Origin of the sequence: Streptomyces sp. GMY02 (genome assembly GCF_019056675.1) — a bacterium.
Taxonomy (GTDB): domain Bacteria; phylum Actinomycetota; class Actinomycetes; order Streptomycetales; family Streptomycetaceae; genus Streptomyces; species Streptomyces odonnellii.
In genome coordinates this window covers 3,803,142-3,818,086 of the sequence record NZ_CP077658.1, presented here as the reverse complement: position 1 = coordinate 3,818,086, position 14,945 = coordinate 3,803,142, and the positions used below count along the sequence as shown (strand labels likewise).

Genomic DNA, 14,945 nt, shown 5'->3' with positions numbered 1-14,945 from the left:
CCCCGGAGCGACCCACCGCCTTAACCGGTCGTAACCTCAGGTGTGGCTCAAAAGTCGACGAAAACAAGAAGCCGTTGAACCCTAAAACTTTGTACGATCTGTGAACGTCCTGTGGTCAAGCGCCTGGTCAGACGGATCTGTTCGGGCTGCTTGAGCGGGGACGCTGTCTTGTTCGACGATGCCCGTCCGACTTTTTGCGCGTGCGCTGCAACCGCCGACCGGCCGGGAAGCGTCTCTGCGGTCGCCCCTTCGCGGTGCTGCGAGAAATTGGGGCATAGGGGGAGATCGGGTACGCATGGTGGCATTTGGTGCAGCGTCAAGTGGGGTGACGTGCGCGTACAACCCTGACGGGGGGAAGCGTGTCCAACAGGCGTGGCAGAGGTTCTCGACATCACAGCGATCGCCCCGGTGCGCGGCGCGGCGGTACGGCCGCTCCGGCGGCCCCGTACGCCCGGCGGTATGCCGGTGATCGCCCCCATGCCCGCCGCGCGCCCGGCCGGGCTGCCGTCCCAGCGCCAGGACGCTGACGGCACGATGGCAGCGGGTACCACCGTCGATCACCTCACCGAGACCTATCGCGCCCACTACCGGTCGCTGCTCGGACTTGCCGCGCTGCTGCTGGACGACACCGCGTCCTGCGAGGATGTCGTCCAGGAGGCCTTCATCCGGGTGCACTCGGCGCGCAACCGCGTACGGGAGCCGGAGAAGACGCTGGCGTATCTGCGCCAGACCGTGGTGAATCTCTCGCGGTCCGCGCTTCGCCGTCGCATCCTCGGTCTGAAGCTGCTCTCCAAGCCGATGCCGGACATGGCGAGCGCGGAGGAGGGGGCGTACGACCAGCTTGAGCGGGACGCGCTGATCAAGGCGATGCGCGGGTTGCAGCGGCGGCAGCGCGAGGTGCTGGTTCTGCGGTACTTCGCGGACATGACCGAGGCGCAGGTCGCCGAGACCCTGGGCATATCCCTGGGCTCGGTGAAGGCGTACGGCTCGCGCGGGATCAAGGCGCTGCGCGTCGCCATGGAGGCCACGGCATGAGTGGGCGGAAGGACCGGCACGGCTTCGGCCATGAGCATGAGCCGATCGGGCCGGACGCGCCGTTGAACGACCTGACTGGGAACGGAATTGTGAACAACGGGCCGGATAACGAGCTGAGCGGCCTCGGGCATTCGGGTGCCGGCAGCAGTGGTGAGAGCGGCGACGGCCGCGGGAGCGACCGCGAAGACGCCGGCGGTACGAGTGGCGCGGGCAGTATGCGTGACGTCGGCGCTGCTGGCGGTACGAGCGGTGTCGGCGGTTCCGAGGCCGGCGGCGGTGCGGCCGACGGCCGCGAGGCCGCTGGTACGGGCACGGCCGCTGGTACGAGCACCGGGGCTACGGGTAGCCGCGAGCCGGGCGGTGACGCCGGCGAAGACGCCGGTGACCTGAAGGGCGAGCAGAGCGGCGAGCGGGACGCCGGCTTGAGCAGCGACCGGAGTGGCGAGCGGGGTGCCGGTCCGAGCGATGGTCTCGGCGCGGACCGGTCCGGTGGCCCGAGTACCGGTCTCTCCGGACTCAGCGGCCTCGGCGGGTTGAACCGCCTCGGCGGCCTCGACAGCGTCCAGGGCTCTGACGGCCTCGCCGGTTCCGGTGGCTCCGAGGGTTCCGGGGGTTCCGAAGCCGACGAACTGGCCCTGCGCCGCCTGCTCCACAGCGCCGTCGACGACCTGCGACCCTCCGAGGGCGCCCTCGACCATCTGCGCAAGGCCGTACCGGCCCGGCGCGCCAGGAAGCGCCAGGCCGTTGTCGGCATGGCCGCCGCGGCGCTGCTGTTCGGCACGGCCGTCCCGGCCTTCGTCCATGTCGCCAACTCCGCCGGCACCGCCGACGACCACTCCATCAACGCCGGCCACGGTGAACAGGCCCAGGGCGGCACGAACGCGAGCAAGGACTCCGGCGGCGGCTGGAAGGACTCCGACCAGCCCTCCGACAAGGTGTCTCCCGCCAAGGAAACCCCGGACAAGGTCGACAAGCCCGAGAACCCCGCCTCGGGCGGCACCACCGAGGGCGGTTCCGGCGACAAGGCCAACCCCGGTGACACCCACTCCTCGTCCTCGCCCGCCTGCTCCGCCGACCAGCTCGGGGTCACGGCCGCCGAAGCCGGCGCGCCCGACTCCGGGGGCACGGTGTACGGCACCTTCCGCGTCACCAATGTCTCCGGCACCGACTGCGCGGTCACCGGCAGCGGCTCGGTAGCGTTCCAGACCGGGGGCGCGGCCGACCCGAGCAAGATCAACGTGGTCGCGCACGCCGCGGGCGACGCGGCGACCGGGCTGCCCGACCCGTCCCAGGAGACAACGACGGTGCTGCTGGCGCCGAACAGCGCCTACGAGGTGAAGTTCGCCTGGGTGCCGGCCGAGACCTGTCCCACCACCGGTGCCTCTCCCGACCCGTCACCTTCGGGCGGCGACACCTCGGCGGGCGCGGGCACGACGGGTGGCACGGGCGGCGGCACCGGTACGGACGCGGGAACCGGCACGGGTACGAACACCGAGTCCCAGCTCCTCTCCGAAGGCGGCACCATGGACGGCAGCGTCTCCGTCCTGCACACCCCGGAGCCTGGAGCCCCGGTCGCCCAGACGACCATCCCCAACGCCTGCGCGGGCACGATCTACCGTACGGGCGTCCTCAACGCGCAGTAACGGCGCGGCGGTCGGCGCGCACCGGTCGCGCGGGGCCGCCCCGGGCCCGGACGCCCCTGGCTCGGACGTCGCGAGCCCCGGAGGTGTCGGGTCTCGGTGGTGCTCGCGACGGCTGCGCTCCTGCGCTCGTTATGCCGCGGTCTCCAGACCCAGCGCCCGGTCCTTGACCGCCTCCGCGTCGCGCCGGAACAGCCGGAACCACATGAACAGCACAAAGCCCGCGAAGACAAACCACTCACCGGTGTATCCGAGGTTCTGGAACGCCTTGAGATCCAGCCCCGTGTTCTGCGGCGCGGTCGCGGGCACCGGCAGCAGTCCGTCCGACGCGCGGCTGACGGTGATCCACGCGTCGTACACCTCGTACGGCACGACGTTGACCAGCGAGGCCGCGCTGATCATGGCGAGCTGCCCCGGCGGCAACCCCCCGCCCGCCCGCACTCCGTCGGATCCGGCGGACTCGGAGGCCTGGAGCGCCCCGGTCACCCGGACCTCGCCGCCCGGCGGCGCGGGTGCCTTCCTGCCTTCGGCCAGCCACCCGCGCACCACGGGCAACGCCTCGCCGTCGTCGGTGCGCAGCATGGTCAGGACGTACGAGCCGTTCCTGCCGTCCAGCTCCCGGTCCGGCACCAGGAACTGCTCCCCATACCGCCCGGTCGCCGTGGCCAGCCGGCCGGATGTCTCCTGATCGACGGGCAGCAGCGTCCGCAGCGCCACCGCGGCCCGCTCCCCGGGATCCGGCCGCTCCTGGGCCGCCTCGTGGGTGGCGACGCGGTCCTCGAACCGGCCGAGCTGCCAGGTCCCCATGAAGATGCAGAAGGGGATCGCCAGCACGACGAACGCATTGATTCCCCACCAGCGCGGAGTCACCAGAAACCGGTACACCCCTCCAAGGTACGGACCCGCATCCCACCACACGCCCCCGGGTCCGAGCTGCCGGGGTCCGTGCTTCCGGGTCCGCCCCCGCAAACCCCGACCGTCCGGACCCGACAACCTCGTCCGGGCCACCGGAACCCGTGCCCCAACCCTGGCCACCCCGGCGCGACCGCCGGACCAGGGCGCCAGCCACCTCGCCCGGTGCCCGCGCCCGACCACCCGGACCCGGCCGCCTAGTCCGGGCCACCGGACCCGTGCCCGAACCCCGGTCACCCGGCCGCGACTGCCGGGTCCGGGCACCGGCCACCTCGACCGTGCCCGGAAGCCCGAGCCCGGGAGCCGAGGTCCGGGAGCCGAGGGCCGCGAGGCCTGGCCCGGAAGCCGGTGCCTGTCGAGCCCAGGGCTCGACCGTCCGAACCCCGGCTCCCGCACCCCCGCGCCCCGGCCGGGGCGCCCCGTCTACTTCAGATGTCTAGTCGCGAAGTCCAGCTCCAATCTGACCTGCTTGATCCTCTCCTCCACCACCAGCGAGCCATGGCCCGCGTCATACCGGTACACCTCGTGCACCGCGCCGCGGGCCGCGAGGCGGTCCACGTAGTTCTCCACCTGGCGGATCGGGCAGCGCGGGTCGTTCACGCCCGCCGAGATGTAGACCGGCGCGCGGACCGCGTCGACATAGGTCAGCGGGGACGACGCGTTCCAGCGGTCCGGGACCTCCTCCGGGGTGCCGCCCAGCAGCGTGCGGTCCATCGCCTTGAGCGCCTCCATCTCGTCGTGGTACGCCGTCACATAGTCGGCGACCGGCACCGCGGCCAGCCCCACCGTCCAGGCGTCCGGCTGGGTGCCGAGCCCCAGCAGGGTCAGATAGCCGCCCCAGGAACCGCCCGCCAAGACGAGCTTCTCCGGGTCGGCCAGACCGGATTCGACCGCCCACTCCCGGACCGCCTCGATGTCCTCCAGCTCGATCAGCCCGATCCGGTGCTTGAGCGCGTCCGTCCACTCCCGCCCGTATCCCGTGGATCCGCGGTAGTTGACCCGTACGACCGCGAAGCCGTGGTCGACCCAGGCGGCAGGTCCAGCGGCGAACGCGTCGCTGTCGTGCCAGGTCGGACCGCCGTGGATCTCGAAGACCGTCGCGAACGGACCCTCACCCGCGGGCCGCTGCACCAGCGCGTGGATCCTGCCGCCGGGCCCCTCGACCCAGGCGTCCTCCACCGGCACCGAGGCGGGTGCCGCCATCCCCGGCGGGTCCAGCACGACCCCGCCCGCCGTGGACCGTACCCGCGGGGGCAGGGCCGCGGACGACCAGAGATACTCCACGCTCCGGTCCGGCCTGGCCGTCGCCCCCGACACCGTCCCCGGCGGGGTCTCCACCTGGATCAGCGCGCTCTTGGCGAAGTCGTACCGCCACAGCTCGCTGCGGCCCTCGAAGCTGTGCACGATCAGCAGCTCCGAGCCGTCCGGATACCACTCGGCGCTGATGTCCCCGGGCAGCTCGATCGCCAGATCGGTCTCCTCGCCGGTCAGCGGATCCCAGACGATCGGCTCCCAGCGGCCCCTGCGCTGATGGCCGACGAGCAGCCGGCTGTCCCCGTCCACCGGTGCGAAGCCGAGCACTTCGAGCCCCAGCTCGCGCGTACCCCCCTCGGTGTCGTCCAGATCCGCCACCACCGAGCCGTCCAGCCGCAGCACCCGCAGTGCCGAGTGCATCGCGTCCCCGTGCTCGGTGTGCTCGATCGCGAGCAGCGTCCCGTCGTACGACAGATCACCCACCCCGGCTGACTCCCGGTGCCGGTAGATCTCGACGGGCTCGGCCCCGGGCCGTACGACATGGAGCGTCGAGCCGTCCTCGTCGGTCGACCGCCCGACGACCGCCGTGCCGTCCCGGCCGAGCGCGAGCCCGGCCGGATAGGAAGGACCGAGCCCCGGCGCGGCCGGTTCGTCGAGCGAGGAGATCCCGCCCCTTTCCGGCTCCGCACCCCCCGCTCCGTCCCGGCCGCCCTCGCCGGCGGCCGCACTCTCCTGCCGGGGGATGAACGGCTGGCGCATCCAGACCCCGAACTCGTCCCCGTCCGTGTCCGAGAACCACCAGATCCACTCACCGTCGAGCGACAGCACCCCGTCCGTCGTCCCGTTCGGCCGGTCCGTGACCTGACGCTGCGCGCCGGTCGCGCGATCCCACGCGTACAGCTCATACGTGCCCGTCGCATTGGACACGAACAGCGCTCGGTCCGGCGCGTCCTCCGCCCAGTCGGGCAGCGAAACCCGCGGCGCCCGGAAGCGCTTCTCCCACTCCGGCATCGAACCGGCGATCTGATTCATGCCCCCATTCTGCGCCGGATCCCTGACATCCAGTCGGAGTCCCCCTCAGCCTGTGGACAACTCCCGCGCGGAGTCCGGCTCGACGCCTGTCGCGACGGGTCGCCCATTGACGTCCCATTAACGCGTTACTGACGCATCCATGACGCCGAAGTGTGGGGCGATCCCCCCTGGGTAGAGGAGAAATGAGACCTTATGTATACAATTTTTACATTGTATGGGTAGTCATTTCAAGTAAGTGTGATGTGATGATCCATTGCGTTGCTTCCCCATATGGGACAGGAAAGACGATGGCTGCTCCACCCAGGCTCTGTGCCGATCGGTCGTGCCTGTACGACGAACTCCTCGCCGTTCACACGATCCTGCGCCGGGGCACCGCCCTCGTATCCGAATCATTCGGGCGTCTCGCCGGCGGTGAGCCCGTCGACGTCAAGGTGCTCGTCAACACCGCTCGCTGGCTGATCGCGTCCATCCGCCGGCATCACGCGAGCGAGGACGTACTCTTCTGGCCGGCCCTGCGTGATCTCGTTCCGCTGGAGGCCCTGCGAATCGACGAACTGGCCGTCGCGCATGAAGCGCTGGACGCCGAACTGCAGACGCTCGCCAGGACGGTCGACACGCTCGCCGCCCAGCATGTGACGGGCGAGCCGGACGCGGCCCTGGTGGTCGTGGGCCAGGCGGCGCTCCTGGGGCTGCCGTCGGCGCAGCGGGTCCAGGCCGTTCTGAACAGGCACTTCGACCAAGAGGAAGCGGTTCTGCAGGACCTGATGCCGCAGGTGCCCGAAGCCGAGCTGACCCGATTGCGCAAGGCGATCATCGGTGGAGCGCCGCATACGGGTCCGCACCTGGTGTTCGGGTTGATGGAGGATCCCCAGGCAGTCCCCGGTTACGCGCCCCTGGTGAGCAACTTCCCCGCGCCGATGCGCTGGATCCGCCCGGTTCTGATGACGCGCTACCGCTCCTCCAAGAGGGCGCTCGGAGTCCCCGCGTAGTTCATGGTGGGCCTGTTGGGTGTGGGCGTGGGTGTAGGCGCGGGCTTGTTGGCCGGTCGTACGGTACGGGATACTTCTACAGACCTGTAGATACCGATGCGCCCGCATCGGTCCCGTACCGGCCACCCACCGGTCCCGTCCGTCCCCGGGAGAGAGCAGATCCGATGTTCGGCTTGAGTGAACTTGCCCTGATCCTCATCGTCGTTGTGGTGCTGCTCGGCGCCAAGAAGCTTCCTGAGCTGGCCCGTTCGGCAGGAAAGGCCGCGCGGATCCTCAAGAGCGAGACGAAGGCGCTGAAGAAGGAGAAGGAGGGCGAGGATGCGGGTGCGGGGACGAGGACGGATACGGAGACCACCGCGTCCGGCGGCCGTGTGGTGACCGGCACGATCGTCGAGCGGAACGATCCTCCTGTGCGTCCGTGAGCCCGTGGGGCGACTGGCTCCCCGTGCCTAGACTGAGCCGTCGGGTTCTGGTTCGGGCAGGTTCGGGCAAGTCGGGTCGAAGGACCGTGCGGGACGGGAGAGCGGTCGTGGCGGCAGACGTCGGTGGCTCCGCGATTCCCGACTCAGGGCGCCCTGGTTTCGGGCGCCTCAGTTCCGGAGGCCCTGATTCCGGAGGCACCGGCTTCGGGCGGCCCGGCTCCGGAGACCCCGATTCCGGACGGTTCGGCTCCGAGGGCCCCAACTCCCCGCGGTCCGGCTCCGGCTCCGAGGGCCCCAACTCTCCGCGCTCCGGCTCAGGAGACCCTCCCGCGGAGGTGTTCGCCGAGGCCGCCGCCGCGTTCGGGCTGCTGGCGTCGTCCGCACGGCTGCGTATCGTCTGGGCGCTGGCCCAGGGCGAGAGCGATGTCACCGGACTCGCCGAGCGGGTGGGCGGCGCGCTCCCGGCCGTGAGCCAGCATCTGACCAAGCTGAAGCTGGCCGGGCTCGTACGGTCGCGCCGCGAGGGGCGCAGACAGGTGTACTTCGTCGACGACCCCGAGGTCGTGACCGTGGTCCGGCTGATGCTGGGGCAGTTGACCGACCGTGCCACGCGCCCGCCGGCCCGCCCTGCCTGAGCGGGAGCCGGGGCGGGAGCGAGACCGGGCCGGGGACCGGCCCCCGGATCCCGCAGCCTGCTGGAAGCGCGGCCTGCCCGATTCGGCCCTCGGCCCCGGCCCCCGGCCTCAAGCCCGTACATCACCCCCGGACCCCGTTCCCGTACCCCTCAGGGGCTCGCCTGGTCGAACCCGTACCGCAGTGGCTGCTCCTGTACGCGCGGATCGCGCCGGTACACGTACAGCGCCTCCACCTGCGCTCCGCCCGCCGGCCCCTCCACCTCGCAGGGGTACGTCACCTGCACCACCGCGGGCCGGTCGGTGACCCGCATCCGTACCCCGTCCGCCGGCCCTCCGTCGAGGACCGCGGTCTCCCACTCCGTTCCGCGCTCCGACCTGCTCTTTGTTCTGCTGTGATCGTGACCGCTCATGCGCATGCCCATAGAGACACTTTAATGCGTGCGCAACTTTTGACGTATATGAATACCGATCCCCGCACGGATACGCATCACGTCGTGACCGCGGCCGGACTCAGCGTAGTGCGCTGCCCGCCCGCCACTCCTCCCAATCGAGGTTCCAGTCCCCGTAACCGTTGCCCGCCGCCACCGTCTCCGTCGAACCGGTCACCCGTACCACGTCCCCCGGGATGACCTCCTCGTAGAAGCGCCTGGCCGTGCCGTCCGTCGCGAGGCCGACACAGCCGTGCGTGACGTTTTGCCGGCCCGCGTAGGTGTCCGCCTTGGGGTTCTGGTGCAGATAGGTGCCGGAGGTGGTGAGGTGGACGGCGTACGAGTAGTAGCCCTTGTACGCGTCCCCGTAGCCGACCGTGCGGGAGTCCATCAGCACCCGGCGCTGCTTGTCGGAGACGACCATGGTGCCGTTCCAGGTGTCCATGCCCGGGGCGCCCGCGGTGATCGGGACCTGCCGGGTGGTGCCGTCCTTGACGACGGTCATCGTGTGGGTGCGTACATCGACGGTGGCGACCAACGAGCGGCCAACCGCGAAGTTACGGGTGACACCGGAGCCGGCCCGTACCGTCACTTTCGTGCCAGGTGCCCAGAACTGCCGCGGCCGGTAGTCGATCCGCTGTCCGTCCAGCAGATTGCGGTCCTTGATCCAGCTCCAGGAGCCGGTGACGCCCGTCGAGGTCGAGACCGTCAACAGCCGCTCCACGGCCGCCCGTTCGGCGGCCGGGACCGGATGGTCGAATGTGAGCGATATGGGCATGCCGACGCCCACGGTCTGTCCGTCGGTGACATTGATCCGTACGTTCTTGAGCGCCGCGGGCTCCGGAGTCGCTGAGGGCGTCGCTGAAGGCGTGGGCTGAGCCTGGGTGTTCGCGCGCCGGGCGGCGGGGTCCGCGGCGGCGGGCTGCTTCTGACCGGCTTTCCCGTTTGTGCCACTGGCGCTGCCGCTCGTACCGTCCGTGCTGCTCGTACCGTCCGTGCCGCCCGTACCGCTCGTGCCCGCCTGGGCCGAACAGCCCGCGAGCGCGAGCGTGACTGCGGCTGCTGCCGCGCAGACGGCCGCCGCGCTCCGGACACGGGCCGGACGACCTGCGCTACGGGCCGGACGACCGGTCCTGACTCCCGAGATCATGTGATTCCCCCTCTTGTGTTTCGATGTACGCGACCTGTACGCACCACGGAGCCGAACGGGTTGCACAAGAAACCAAGAAGTTCGGTGCGGTCGGTACGGGGAGGGGGCCGACGGGGGCATGACCGAGGACGAGTTCGACGCCTTCTACGCGTCCGCGTTCCCTCGGCTGACGGGCCAGTTGTACGCCCTGACCGGGGACCACGGCGAAGCGCAGGATGTCGTCCAGGAGGCATTCGTACGGGCCTGGGACCGGCGGCAGAGCTTCCTGGCCGACGAGGCTCCCGAGGCCTGGATCCGTACGGTGGCCATGCGGCTCGCGGTGAGCCGGTGGCGCCGGACGCGCCGCTGGCTGGAGCTGGTACGCCGTACCCACGCGCCCGAACACACCCCCGGCCCGGACCCCGAGCGCACGGCACTGGTCGCGGCGCTGCGGCAGTTGCCTGAGGCCCAGCGGACGGCGGTCGTCCTGCACCATCTGTGCGACCTGAGCGTGGAGCAGGTAGCCTCCGAAACCGGCGCCCCTGTCGGAACCGTCAAGGCCCGTCTGGCGCGCGGCCGGGCGGCGCTCGCCCGGCATCTCTCCGTGGGCGACGCCGATGAGCAGGGTGAGAAGGAGGACGGCCGTGTCCGATGACCTCACCGACCCCGCCGACCTGACTGATCCCACTGACCGCACCCGCCTCACCGACCGCACCCGCCTCACCGGCCCCGCCGGTCTCACCGCCCGCAGCGCGGGAGCGGAAACCGGAGCGGGAGCGGGAGCCGACGCGCGCTCCCGTGCCCAACTCACCGACGCGCTGCGCGAACTGGCCCAGTCGCACGAGAGTCCGCCACGCCTTCCGGGTGCGGAGATCAGGCGCCGTGCGGCCGTACGACGCGGCCGGAGACGCGGCGCGGCACTGGCGGGTGGAGCTGTCGCCGCCGGAGCCGTTGTCGTGGCCCTGACTGTCGGCCTCGGTGTCGGTCAGGGCGGCACCGCCGGGCGGACAACCACCCCGGCGGCGAGCCACAGCGCTCCGGCACCCCCCGCGGGCACGGCCGATCTCTCGCGTCGGCTGCTGACCGTCGAGGGCCGCGAACTGCCCATCTCCTCGGGCGCGCTCAAGGCCCCCACGCCCACCGGCCGGATGACCGTCACCGCCAAGTACCCCACCAAGCTCATGCCCACCGAGGGCATGGGCGCGGGCGCGGTCCTGGGGGGCGAGTACGAGGTCAGGCTGCCGTGGGTCATCGAACTGCGCACCCCCGACAACCGTACGAATTACATCGTCGCCATGACCTACAACGAGAGCGCGGTCGGCCGGCAGGACACCACCCACGGCTGGATCGGTCTGCGCTCGTCCGACGCCGAGTGGCTGTACGAGCGGCTCCGGCCGGGCGACATCCTCGCGGTCGAGGGGGCCGCGACTCCAGGGGGCCGCGACTCCGCGGGGGGAGCGGGCAGTGACGGGGAGCGGGCAATGACGGGGAGTGGGCAATGACGGATCAGTTCCAGGATCAGCCGATTGACGGTCAGTCGGATCAGCCGACTGACCGGCCAGGTGATGAGCGCAAGAACCCGTTTCTGTATGTCGTCGTCTGCGCGGCCGGGATCGCCGCGGACGTCACCACCCTGATCGCCGCGGCTCAGGAGCGGCACTGGGATGTGGGCGTGATCGCCACACCGCATGCCCTGAGGTTCATCGACACCGATGCGATCATCGCCCGAACCGGTTATCCGATCCGCTCGGCCTGGCGCACCCCGGGCGAGCCGCGCCCCCTCCCGCCGCCGGACGCGATAGCGGTGGCCCCGGCGACGTTCAACACGATCAACAAGTGGGCGGCGGGCATCTCCGACACCCTGGCCGTCGGCATCCTGTGCGAGGCGTACGGAATGGGCATCCCCACCGCCGTACTGCCCTTTCTGAACGCGGCCCAGGCCGCCCACCCGGCGTACCGGCAGAGCCTGGACCGGCTGCGCGAGATGAACGTCCTGATCGGTACGCACACCCCACACGAGCCCGACGGCGGCGCCGACGCCGCGGAGGGCTTCCGCTGGGACGAGGCGCTGGACCTGCTCGCGCCAAGGGTGTGACGGGGCTAGCCCCGTGACGACACGGAAGCCCGGTGATGGCGCGATCAGCCCCGCGCCTCGATCAGCCCTGCGTCTCGATCAACCCTGTGCTGCGGTCGGACCTGCGCGAAGCCGCCGTCAGACCTGTGCGAAGCCGCCGTCGACGAACAGTTCGGCTCCGGTGGTGAACGAACTCTCGTCGGAGGCGAGGAACAGGGCCGCGGCGGCCACCTCGTCCGTCCGGCCCATCCGGCCGAGCGGAATCCGCGCCGTAATGCTGTCCTTGAAATCCTTCTCGGCCTGCGGATCGCCACCGGCCATCCTGAGGATCCCGGGTGTGTCGATGGGGCCGGGGCTGATGGCGTTGACGCGGATGCCGCGCCCGGCGAGTTCGGCGGCCCAGGTGCGGGCGAGGTTGCGGATGGCGGCCTTGGTGGCGCTGTAGACGCTCAGGTTCTCAAGGCCGAGTGAGGCGTTGATCGAGGAGAGGACGATGATCGAGGCGCCGTCGGGGAGCAGCGGGAGTGCCTTCTGGGTGGTGAAGAGGAGCCCTTTGACGTTGACGTCGAAGGTACGGTCGTAGTGCTCCTCGGTGATCTCCCCGAGCCGCGCGAAGGTGCCGCCGCCGGCGTTGGCGACAAGGACGTCCAGCCGTCCGCTGCGGGTCCCGATCATTTCGTACAACTGGTCGAGGTCGACCAGATTCGACACATCGCTCTGCACACCGATGGCCCGCTCACCGGTCGCCCGCCCGTTGATGATCTCCACGGCCTCGTCCAGCTCGGACTTCCGCCGCCCGGTCACGTATACCGTCGCCCCCTCGGCGGCCAGCCGCTCCGCGATCCCACGGCCGATCCCGGTCGTTCCGCCGGTCACGAGAGCCACTTTGCTGTCGAGTTGTCCCATCGCGCCAATCCTTTGAGATTTCCGAGCTTTCCGAGATTTCCCTTTGGGATTTCGAAGGGAACCATTTCGGTTACGGCAAACTTAGCGACCGCCGGGGGCATTTTGAGGAATCCGAACCAGTCGACACGGGGCACGTCGGCACCGGTCGGATCGATGCCGGTCAGAGCGCGGCTCGCGGTCCGGAGACGAGCCGCGGTCTTGGCCGCAACGCTGCCGGTGGTGACGATTCTGCCCGCCGGTGCAGCGGCGAGCAGAGGGGCCAGCCATCCGGTCAGGGCGAAGTGCCCGAGGTGGTTGGTCGCGAACATCAGCTCGTGGCCGTCCGTGGTCTCGTGACGCGGCGGATGGTCCAGCGCGACACCGGCGTTGTGGACGACGGCATCGAGCCGGTCCAGCCCGAGAGCGGCCACGGACGTTTGGGGCTCCTTGGTTTGGGCTCGCCAAGGCGGGAGCGGCGGAGGGCTCCGACGCCAAACGACGCGTACGCCCCTGCCCCCGCCCCCGCGCACACACGCTCCCAGCCCCCACCGACACCCCGCCGACAACCAACCGACAGACCGAAAGCCGCACCCGCACGGCCGATGCCGGCAACCGCGGGGCTCGGACGTCTCGGCGTCGTACCGGCGACAAGTGGCGGGCGGGCGGTGGGCGGAGGGAGATGTCACTTCGCATATGTGATGGTGCCCACGGAAGCTTCTCGGGCGTTCATGGCCCGCGGGCACTGCCCCCACATGCGCTGCTGTCGCTCCACCCGGCAGGAACTCCTCCACTGGGCCGCGGTCATCGCCTCCGCCTCGCGCGTGGCCGCCCTCGACTCCCGCCGCGATACCAGGTGCGGCCGTTCCCGCGGCCGCGACGCGGTGTCGGCCGTCAACCTTGAGTTGGTCACGCTGACCGAAGACCGGGCCGTTGTCACCTGGTACACCGGTGTCCCCGGGACTGACGACGGCCTCGGCCGTATGCTTCCCGCCGTCACCGAGGGCGAGGTCGTCTACGGTACGCATCCCGCCCGGCTGGACCGCATTGCGGTGGGGGACGGCCCCAGCGCGTACCACTATGTGGAACTGACCGGCCTTGAGCCGGGCCAGACGTATTACTACCGTGCGCGCTCCCGGGGCAGGGCGGCCACGCCCACCCCTCTGCACCTCGTCTCGGGCAACGCGGTGGGCACCTCTTCGTACGGGCTCGGCTCAGCGGGACCGTACTCCTTCACCACGCCCCAGCCGCCGCCCGGGCGTTACCTGTTCTCGATCGCGCTGTGCAACGACCTCCACCTCGGGGAGACCACCGCCGGGCGGATCGCCGGCATCCCGCTGCTGCGCGGCCTCGCGCAGCGCCCGGGGCTCGCGCCGTACCCGGAGGTGATGAGCCGGGCCCTGGTGGAGGACGCGGCTCGGTGCGGGGCGGACTATCTGCTGGCCGCGGGGGACATCTCCGCCGAGGGCGGGGCGGCGGACCTGCGCAGGGCGAAGGAGATCCTCGACGGCTTCGGCAACTACGGCCAGGACTACTTCGTCGCCCGCGGAAACCACGACCGCCCCAAGGCGTACGACTCCTTCCGCGACGGCTTCTTCGAGGGCGACGGGCCCACGTACTTCTCCCGCGACCTGCACGGTCTGCGCGTCGTCGGCCTGGACACCTACGACAAGCCGGGTAACGGCGGCGATGCCGGTGGGCTCTCGGGAGAACAACTGTCCTGGTTCCGGGCCGGCCTGAGGCAGCACAAGGACCAGCCCACGGTGGTGTTCGGGCACCATCCGCTGGCCGTACCGCACTCGCCGTTCCCGGTGACCAGCGGCCAGCGCCTGAACAGACGCCAGGCCCGGTCGATCCTGGACGGTTACGCCTCGGCGCCCGGCGTCTTCCTGCACCACGCGGGCCACACCCACCGCAACAAGCGGACCATCGTCCCGCGGGCGCCCGGCGTGACACTGCAGGAGGTCAGCGCGGTGAAGGAGTATCCCGGCGGGTTCTGCCTGCTGAGGGTCCATTCCGGCGGTTATGCGCTGAACTACTACAAAACCAGGAGCGGGCCGGCCAGGGAGTGGAGCGAACGCAGCCGCCGCCAGGCCGCCGGGATCTGGCCGCAGTTCGCCCTCGGCCGCAGCGTCCACGACCGCAACAGCGTGACCGCGCACGACCTGTCCGGCGTCCGCAACCGTCCAGCCGTACCAACGCGGGACGTTACGGCCACCGCCCTGGCCGCCAGGGGAGCGGTGCCGGGACCGGCGCGGGGGCCGGCATCAGGGGCGCCGGTCAGGTCCGCCGGGTCGGCGACCGGTTGACTTCCGACGCGGTCGCCACCCTCCTCCTCACCGAAGACCGCTCGCCCCAACCCTCCCGAAGCCACTCCGGGAACGCTTGAGGGCCGCCGGCCTTCCCGAACGGTCGATCGGATCGGATCGGATTGGATCGGAAGACCGGCCCTGACCCGATGTTTCGGCCGTCGGGGTGACGGGATGTGAACCCACGGTGTGCATGGCCTTCAG

14 protein-coding genes and 1 pseudogene are annotated in these 14,945 nt (G+C 70.7%); 9 read left to right on the top strand and 6 right to left on the bottom strand.

What is annotated here, in order from left to right; all coding sequences use genetic code 11:
• Positions 1-372 precede the first annotated feature (372 nt).
• Positions 373-1,035 carry a SigE family RNA polymerase sigma factor gene (locus tag KQY30_RS16020; protein ID WP_217307405.1) on the top strand — a complete coding sequence of 221 codons (663 nt, stop codon included), beginning with the start codon at positions 373-375 and terminating at the stop codon, positions 1,033-1,035.
• Positions 1,032-2,678 carry a DUF4232 domain-containing protein gene (locus KQY30_RS16015; RefSeq protein WP_254407154.1) on the top strand — a complete coding sequence of 549 codons (1,647 nt, stop codon included), beginning with the start codon at positions 1,032-1,034 and terminating at the stop codon, positions 2,676-2,678. The genes KQY30_RS16020 and KQY30_RS16015 overlap by 4 nt, the downstream gene beginning before the upstream one ends.
• Before the next feature lie 129 nt (positions 2,679-2,807).
• Here KQY30_RS16015 and KQY30_RS16010 read toward each other — a convergent pair whose 3' ends face one another.
• Together KQY30_RS16010 and KQY30_RS16005 are read right to left on the bottom strand one after the other, a co-directional pair.
• Positions 2,808-3,560: an SURF1 family protein gene (locus KQY30_RS16010; RefSeq protein ID WP_217307404.1), complete on the bottom strand. Its 753-nt coding sequence runs from the start codon at positions 3,558-3,560 to the stop codon at positions 2,808-2,810.
• A 450-nt stretch (positions 3,561-4,010) separates the two neighbouring features.
• Positions 4,011-5,852, bottom strand: a complete 1,842-nt coding sequence (locus KQY30_RS16005) for a prolyl oligopeptidase family serine peptidase (protein ID WP_217311090.1) — start codon at positions 5,850-5,852, stop codon at positions 4,011-4,013.
• 308 nt (positions 5,853-6,160) lie between these two features.
• On the opposite strand from KQY30_RS16005, the gene KQY30_RS16000 reads away from it, so the two are divergent.
• From KQY30_RS16000 to KQY30_RS15990, 3 genes are all read left to right on the top strand, one after another.
• The gene (locus KQY30_RS16000) at positions 6,161-6,862 is read left to right on the top strand and encodes a hemerythrin domain-containing protein (protein WP_217307403.1); all 702 of its coding nucleotides are present in this window, start codon (positions 6,161-6,163) and stop codon (positions 6,860-6,862) included.
• Between the two features lie 164 nt (positions 6,863-7,026).
• Complete coding sequence (locus tag KQY30_RS15995; protein WP_217307402.1) at positions 7,027-7,284, top strand: twin-arginine translocase TatA/TatE family subunit; 258 nt, start codon at positions 7,027-7,029, stop codon at positions 7,282-7,284.
• Between the two features lie 335 nt (positions 7,285-7,619).
• On the top strand, positions 7,620-7,919 hold the full coding sequence (locus KQY30_RS15990) for a metalloregulator ArsR/SmtB family transcription factor (RefSeq protein WP_217307401.1): 300 nt from the start codon (positions 7,620-7,622) through the stop codon (positions 7,917-7,919).
• A gap of 149 nt (positions 7,920-8,068) precedes the next feature.
• On the opposite strand, the gene KQY30_RS15985 is transcribed toward KQY30_RS15990, so the two are convergent.
• Entirely contained in the window at positions 8,069-8,329 is a 261-nt protein-coding gene (locus tag KQY30_RS15985) for a hypothetical protein (protein WP_217307400.1), read from the bottom strand.
• 100 nt (positions 8,330-8,429) lie between these two features.
• Entirely contained in the window at positions 8,430-9,497 is a 1,068-nt protein-coding gene (locus KQY30_RS15980) for a L,D-transpeptidase (RefSeq protein WP_217307399.1), read from the bottom strand.
• Positions 9,498-9,615: 118 nt separating this feature from the next.
• Here KQY30_RS15980 and KQY30_RS15975 point away from each other — a divergent pair, with 118 nt between their 5' ends.
• Genes KQY30_RS15975 through KQY30_RS15965 form a run of 3 tightly spaced genes read left to right on the top strand, consistent with a single transcriptional unit; the run spans position 9,616 to position 11,571 of the window.
• Positions 9,616-10,131, top strand: coding sequence for a SigE family RNA polymerase sigma factor (locus KQY30_RS15975; protein ID WP_217307398.1), 516 nt, complete (start codon positions 9,616-9,618; stop codon positions 10,129-10,131).
• Positions 10,121-10,978 (top strand): L,D-transpeptidase, encoded by an 858-nt coding sequence (locus KQY30_RS15970; protein WP_217307397.1) that lies wholly within the window; start codon positions 10,121-10,123, stop codon positions 10,976-10,978. Before KQY30_RS15975 ends, KQY30_RS15970 begins: the two co-directional genes overlap by 11 nt.
• Entirely contained in the window at positions 10,975-11,571 is a 597-nt protein-coding gene (locus KQY30_RS15965; protein WP_217307396.1) for a flavoprotein, read from the top strand. Before KQY30_RS15970 ends, KQY30_RS15965 begins: the two co-directional genes overlap by 4 nt.
• Before the next feature lie 117 nt (positions 11,572-11,688).
• Here the strand turns inward: KQY30_RS15965 and KQY30_RS15960 are convergent, their stop codons facing one another.
• On the bottom strand, positions 11,689-12,456 hold the full coding sequence (locus KQY30_RS15960; protein ID WP_217307395.1) for an SDR family NAD(P)-dependent oxidoreductase: 768 nt from the start codon (positions 12,454-12,456) through the stop codon (positions 11,689-11,691).
• Between the two features lie 200 nt (positions 12,457-12,656).
• Positions 12,657-12,869 (bottom strand): annotated as a pseudogene (locus KQY30_RS15955) (SDR family NAD(P)-dependent oxidoreductase); the annotation flags it as partial.
• Positions 12,870-13,187: 318 nt separating this feature from the next.
• Here KQY30_RS15955 and KQY30_RS15950 point away from each other — a divergent pair.
• Complete coding sequence (locus tag KQY30_RS15950; protein ID WP_217307394.1) at positions 13,188-14,741, top strand: metallophosphoesterase family protein; 1,554 nt, start codon at positions 13,188-13,190, stop codon at positions 14,739-14,741.
• Positions 14,742-14,945 lie beyond the last annotated feature (204 nt).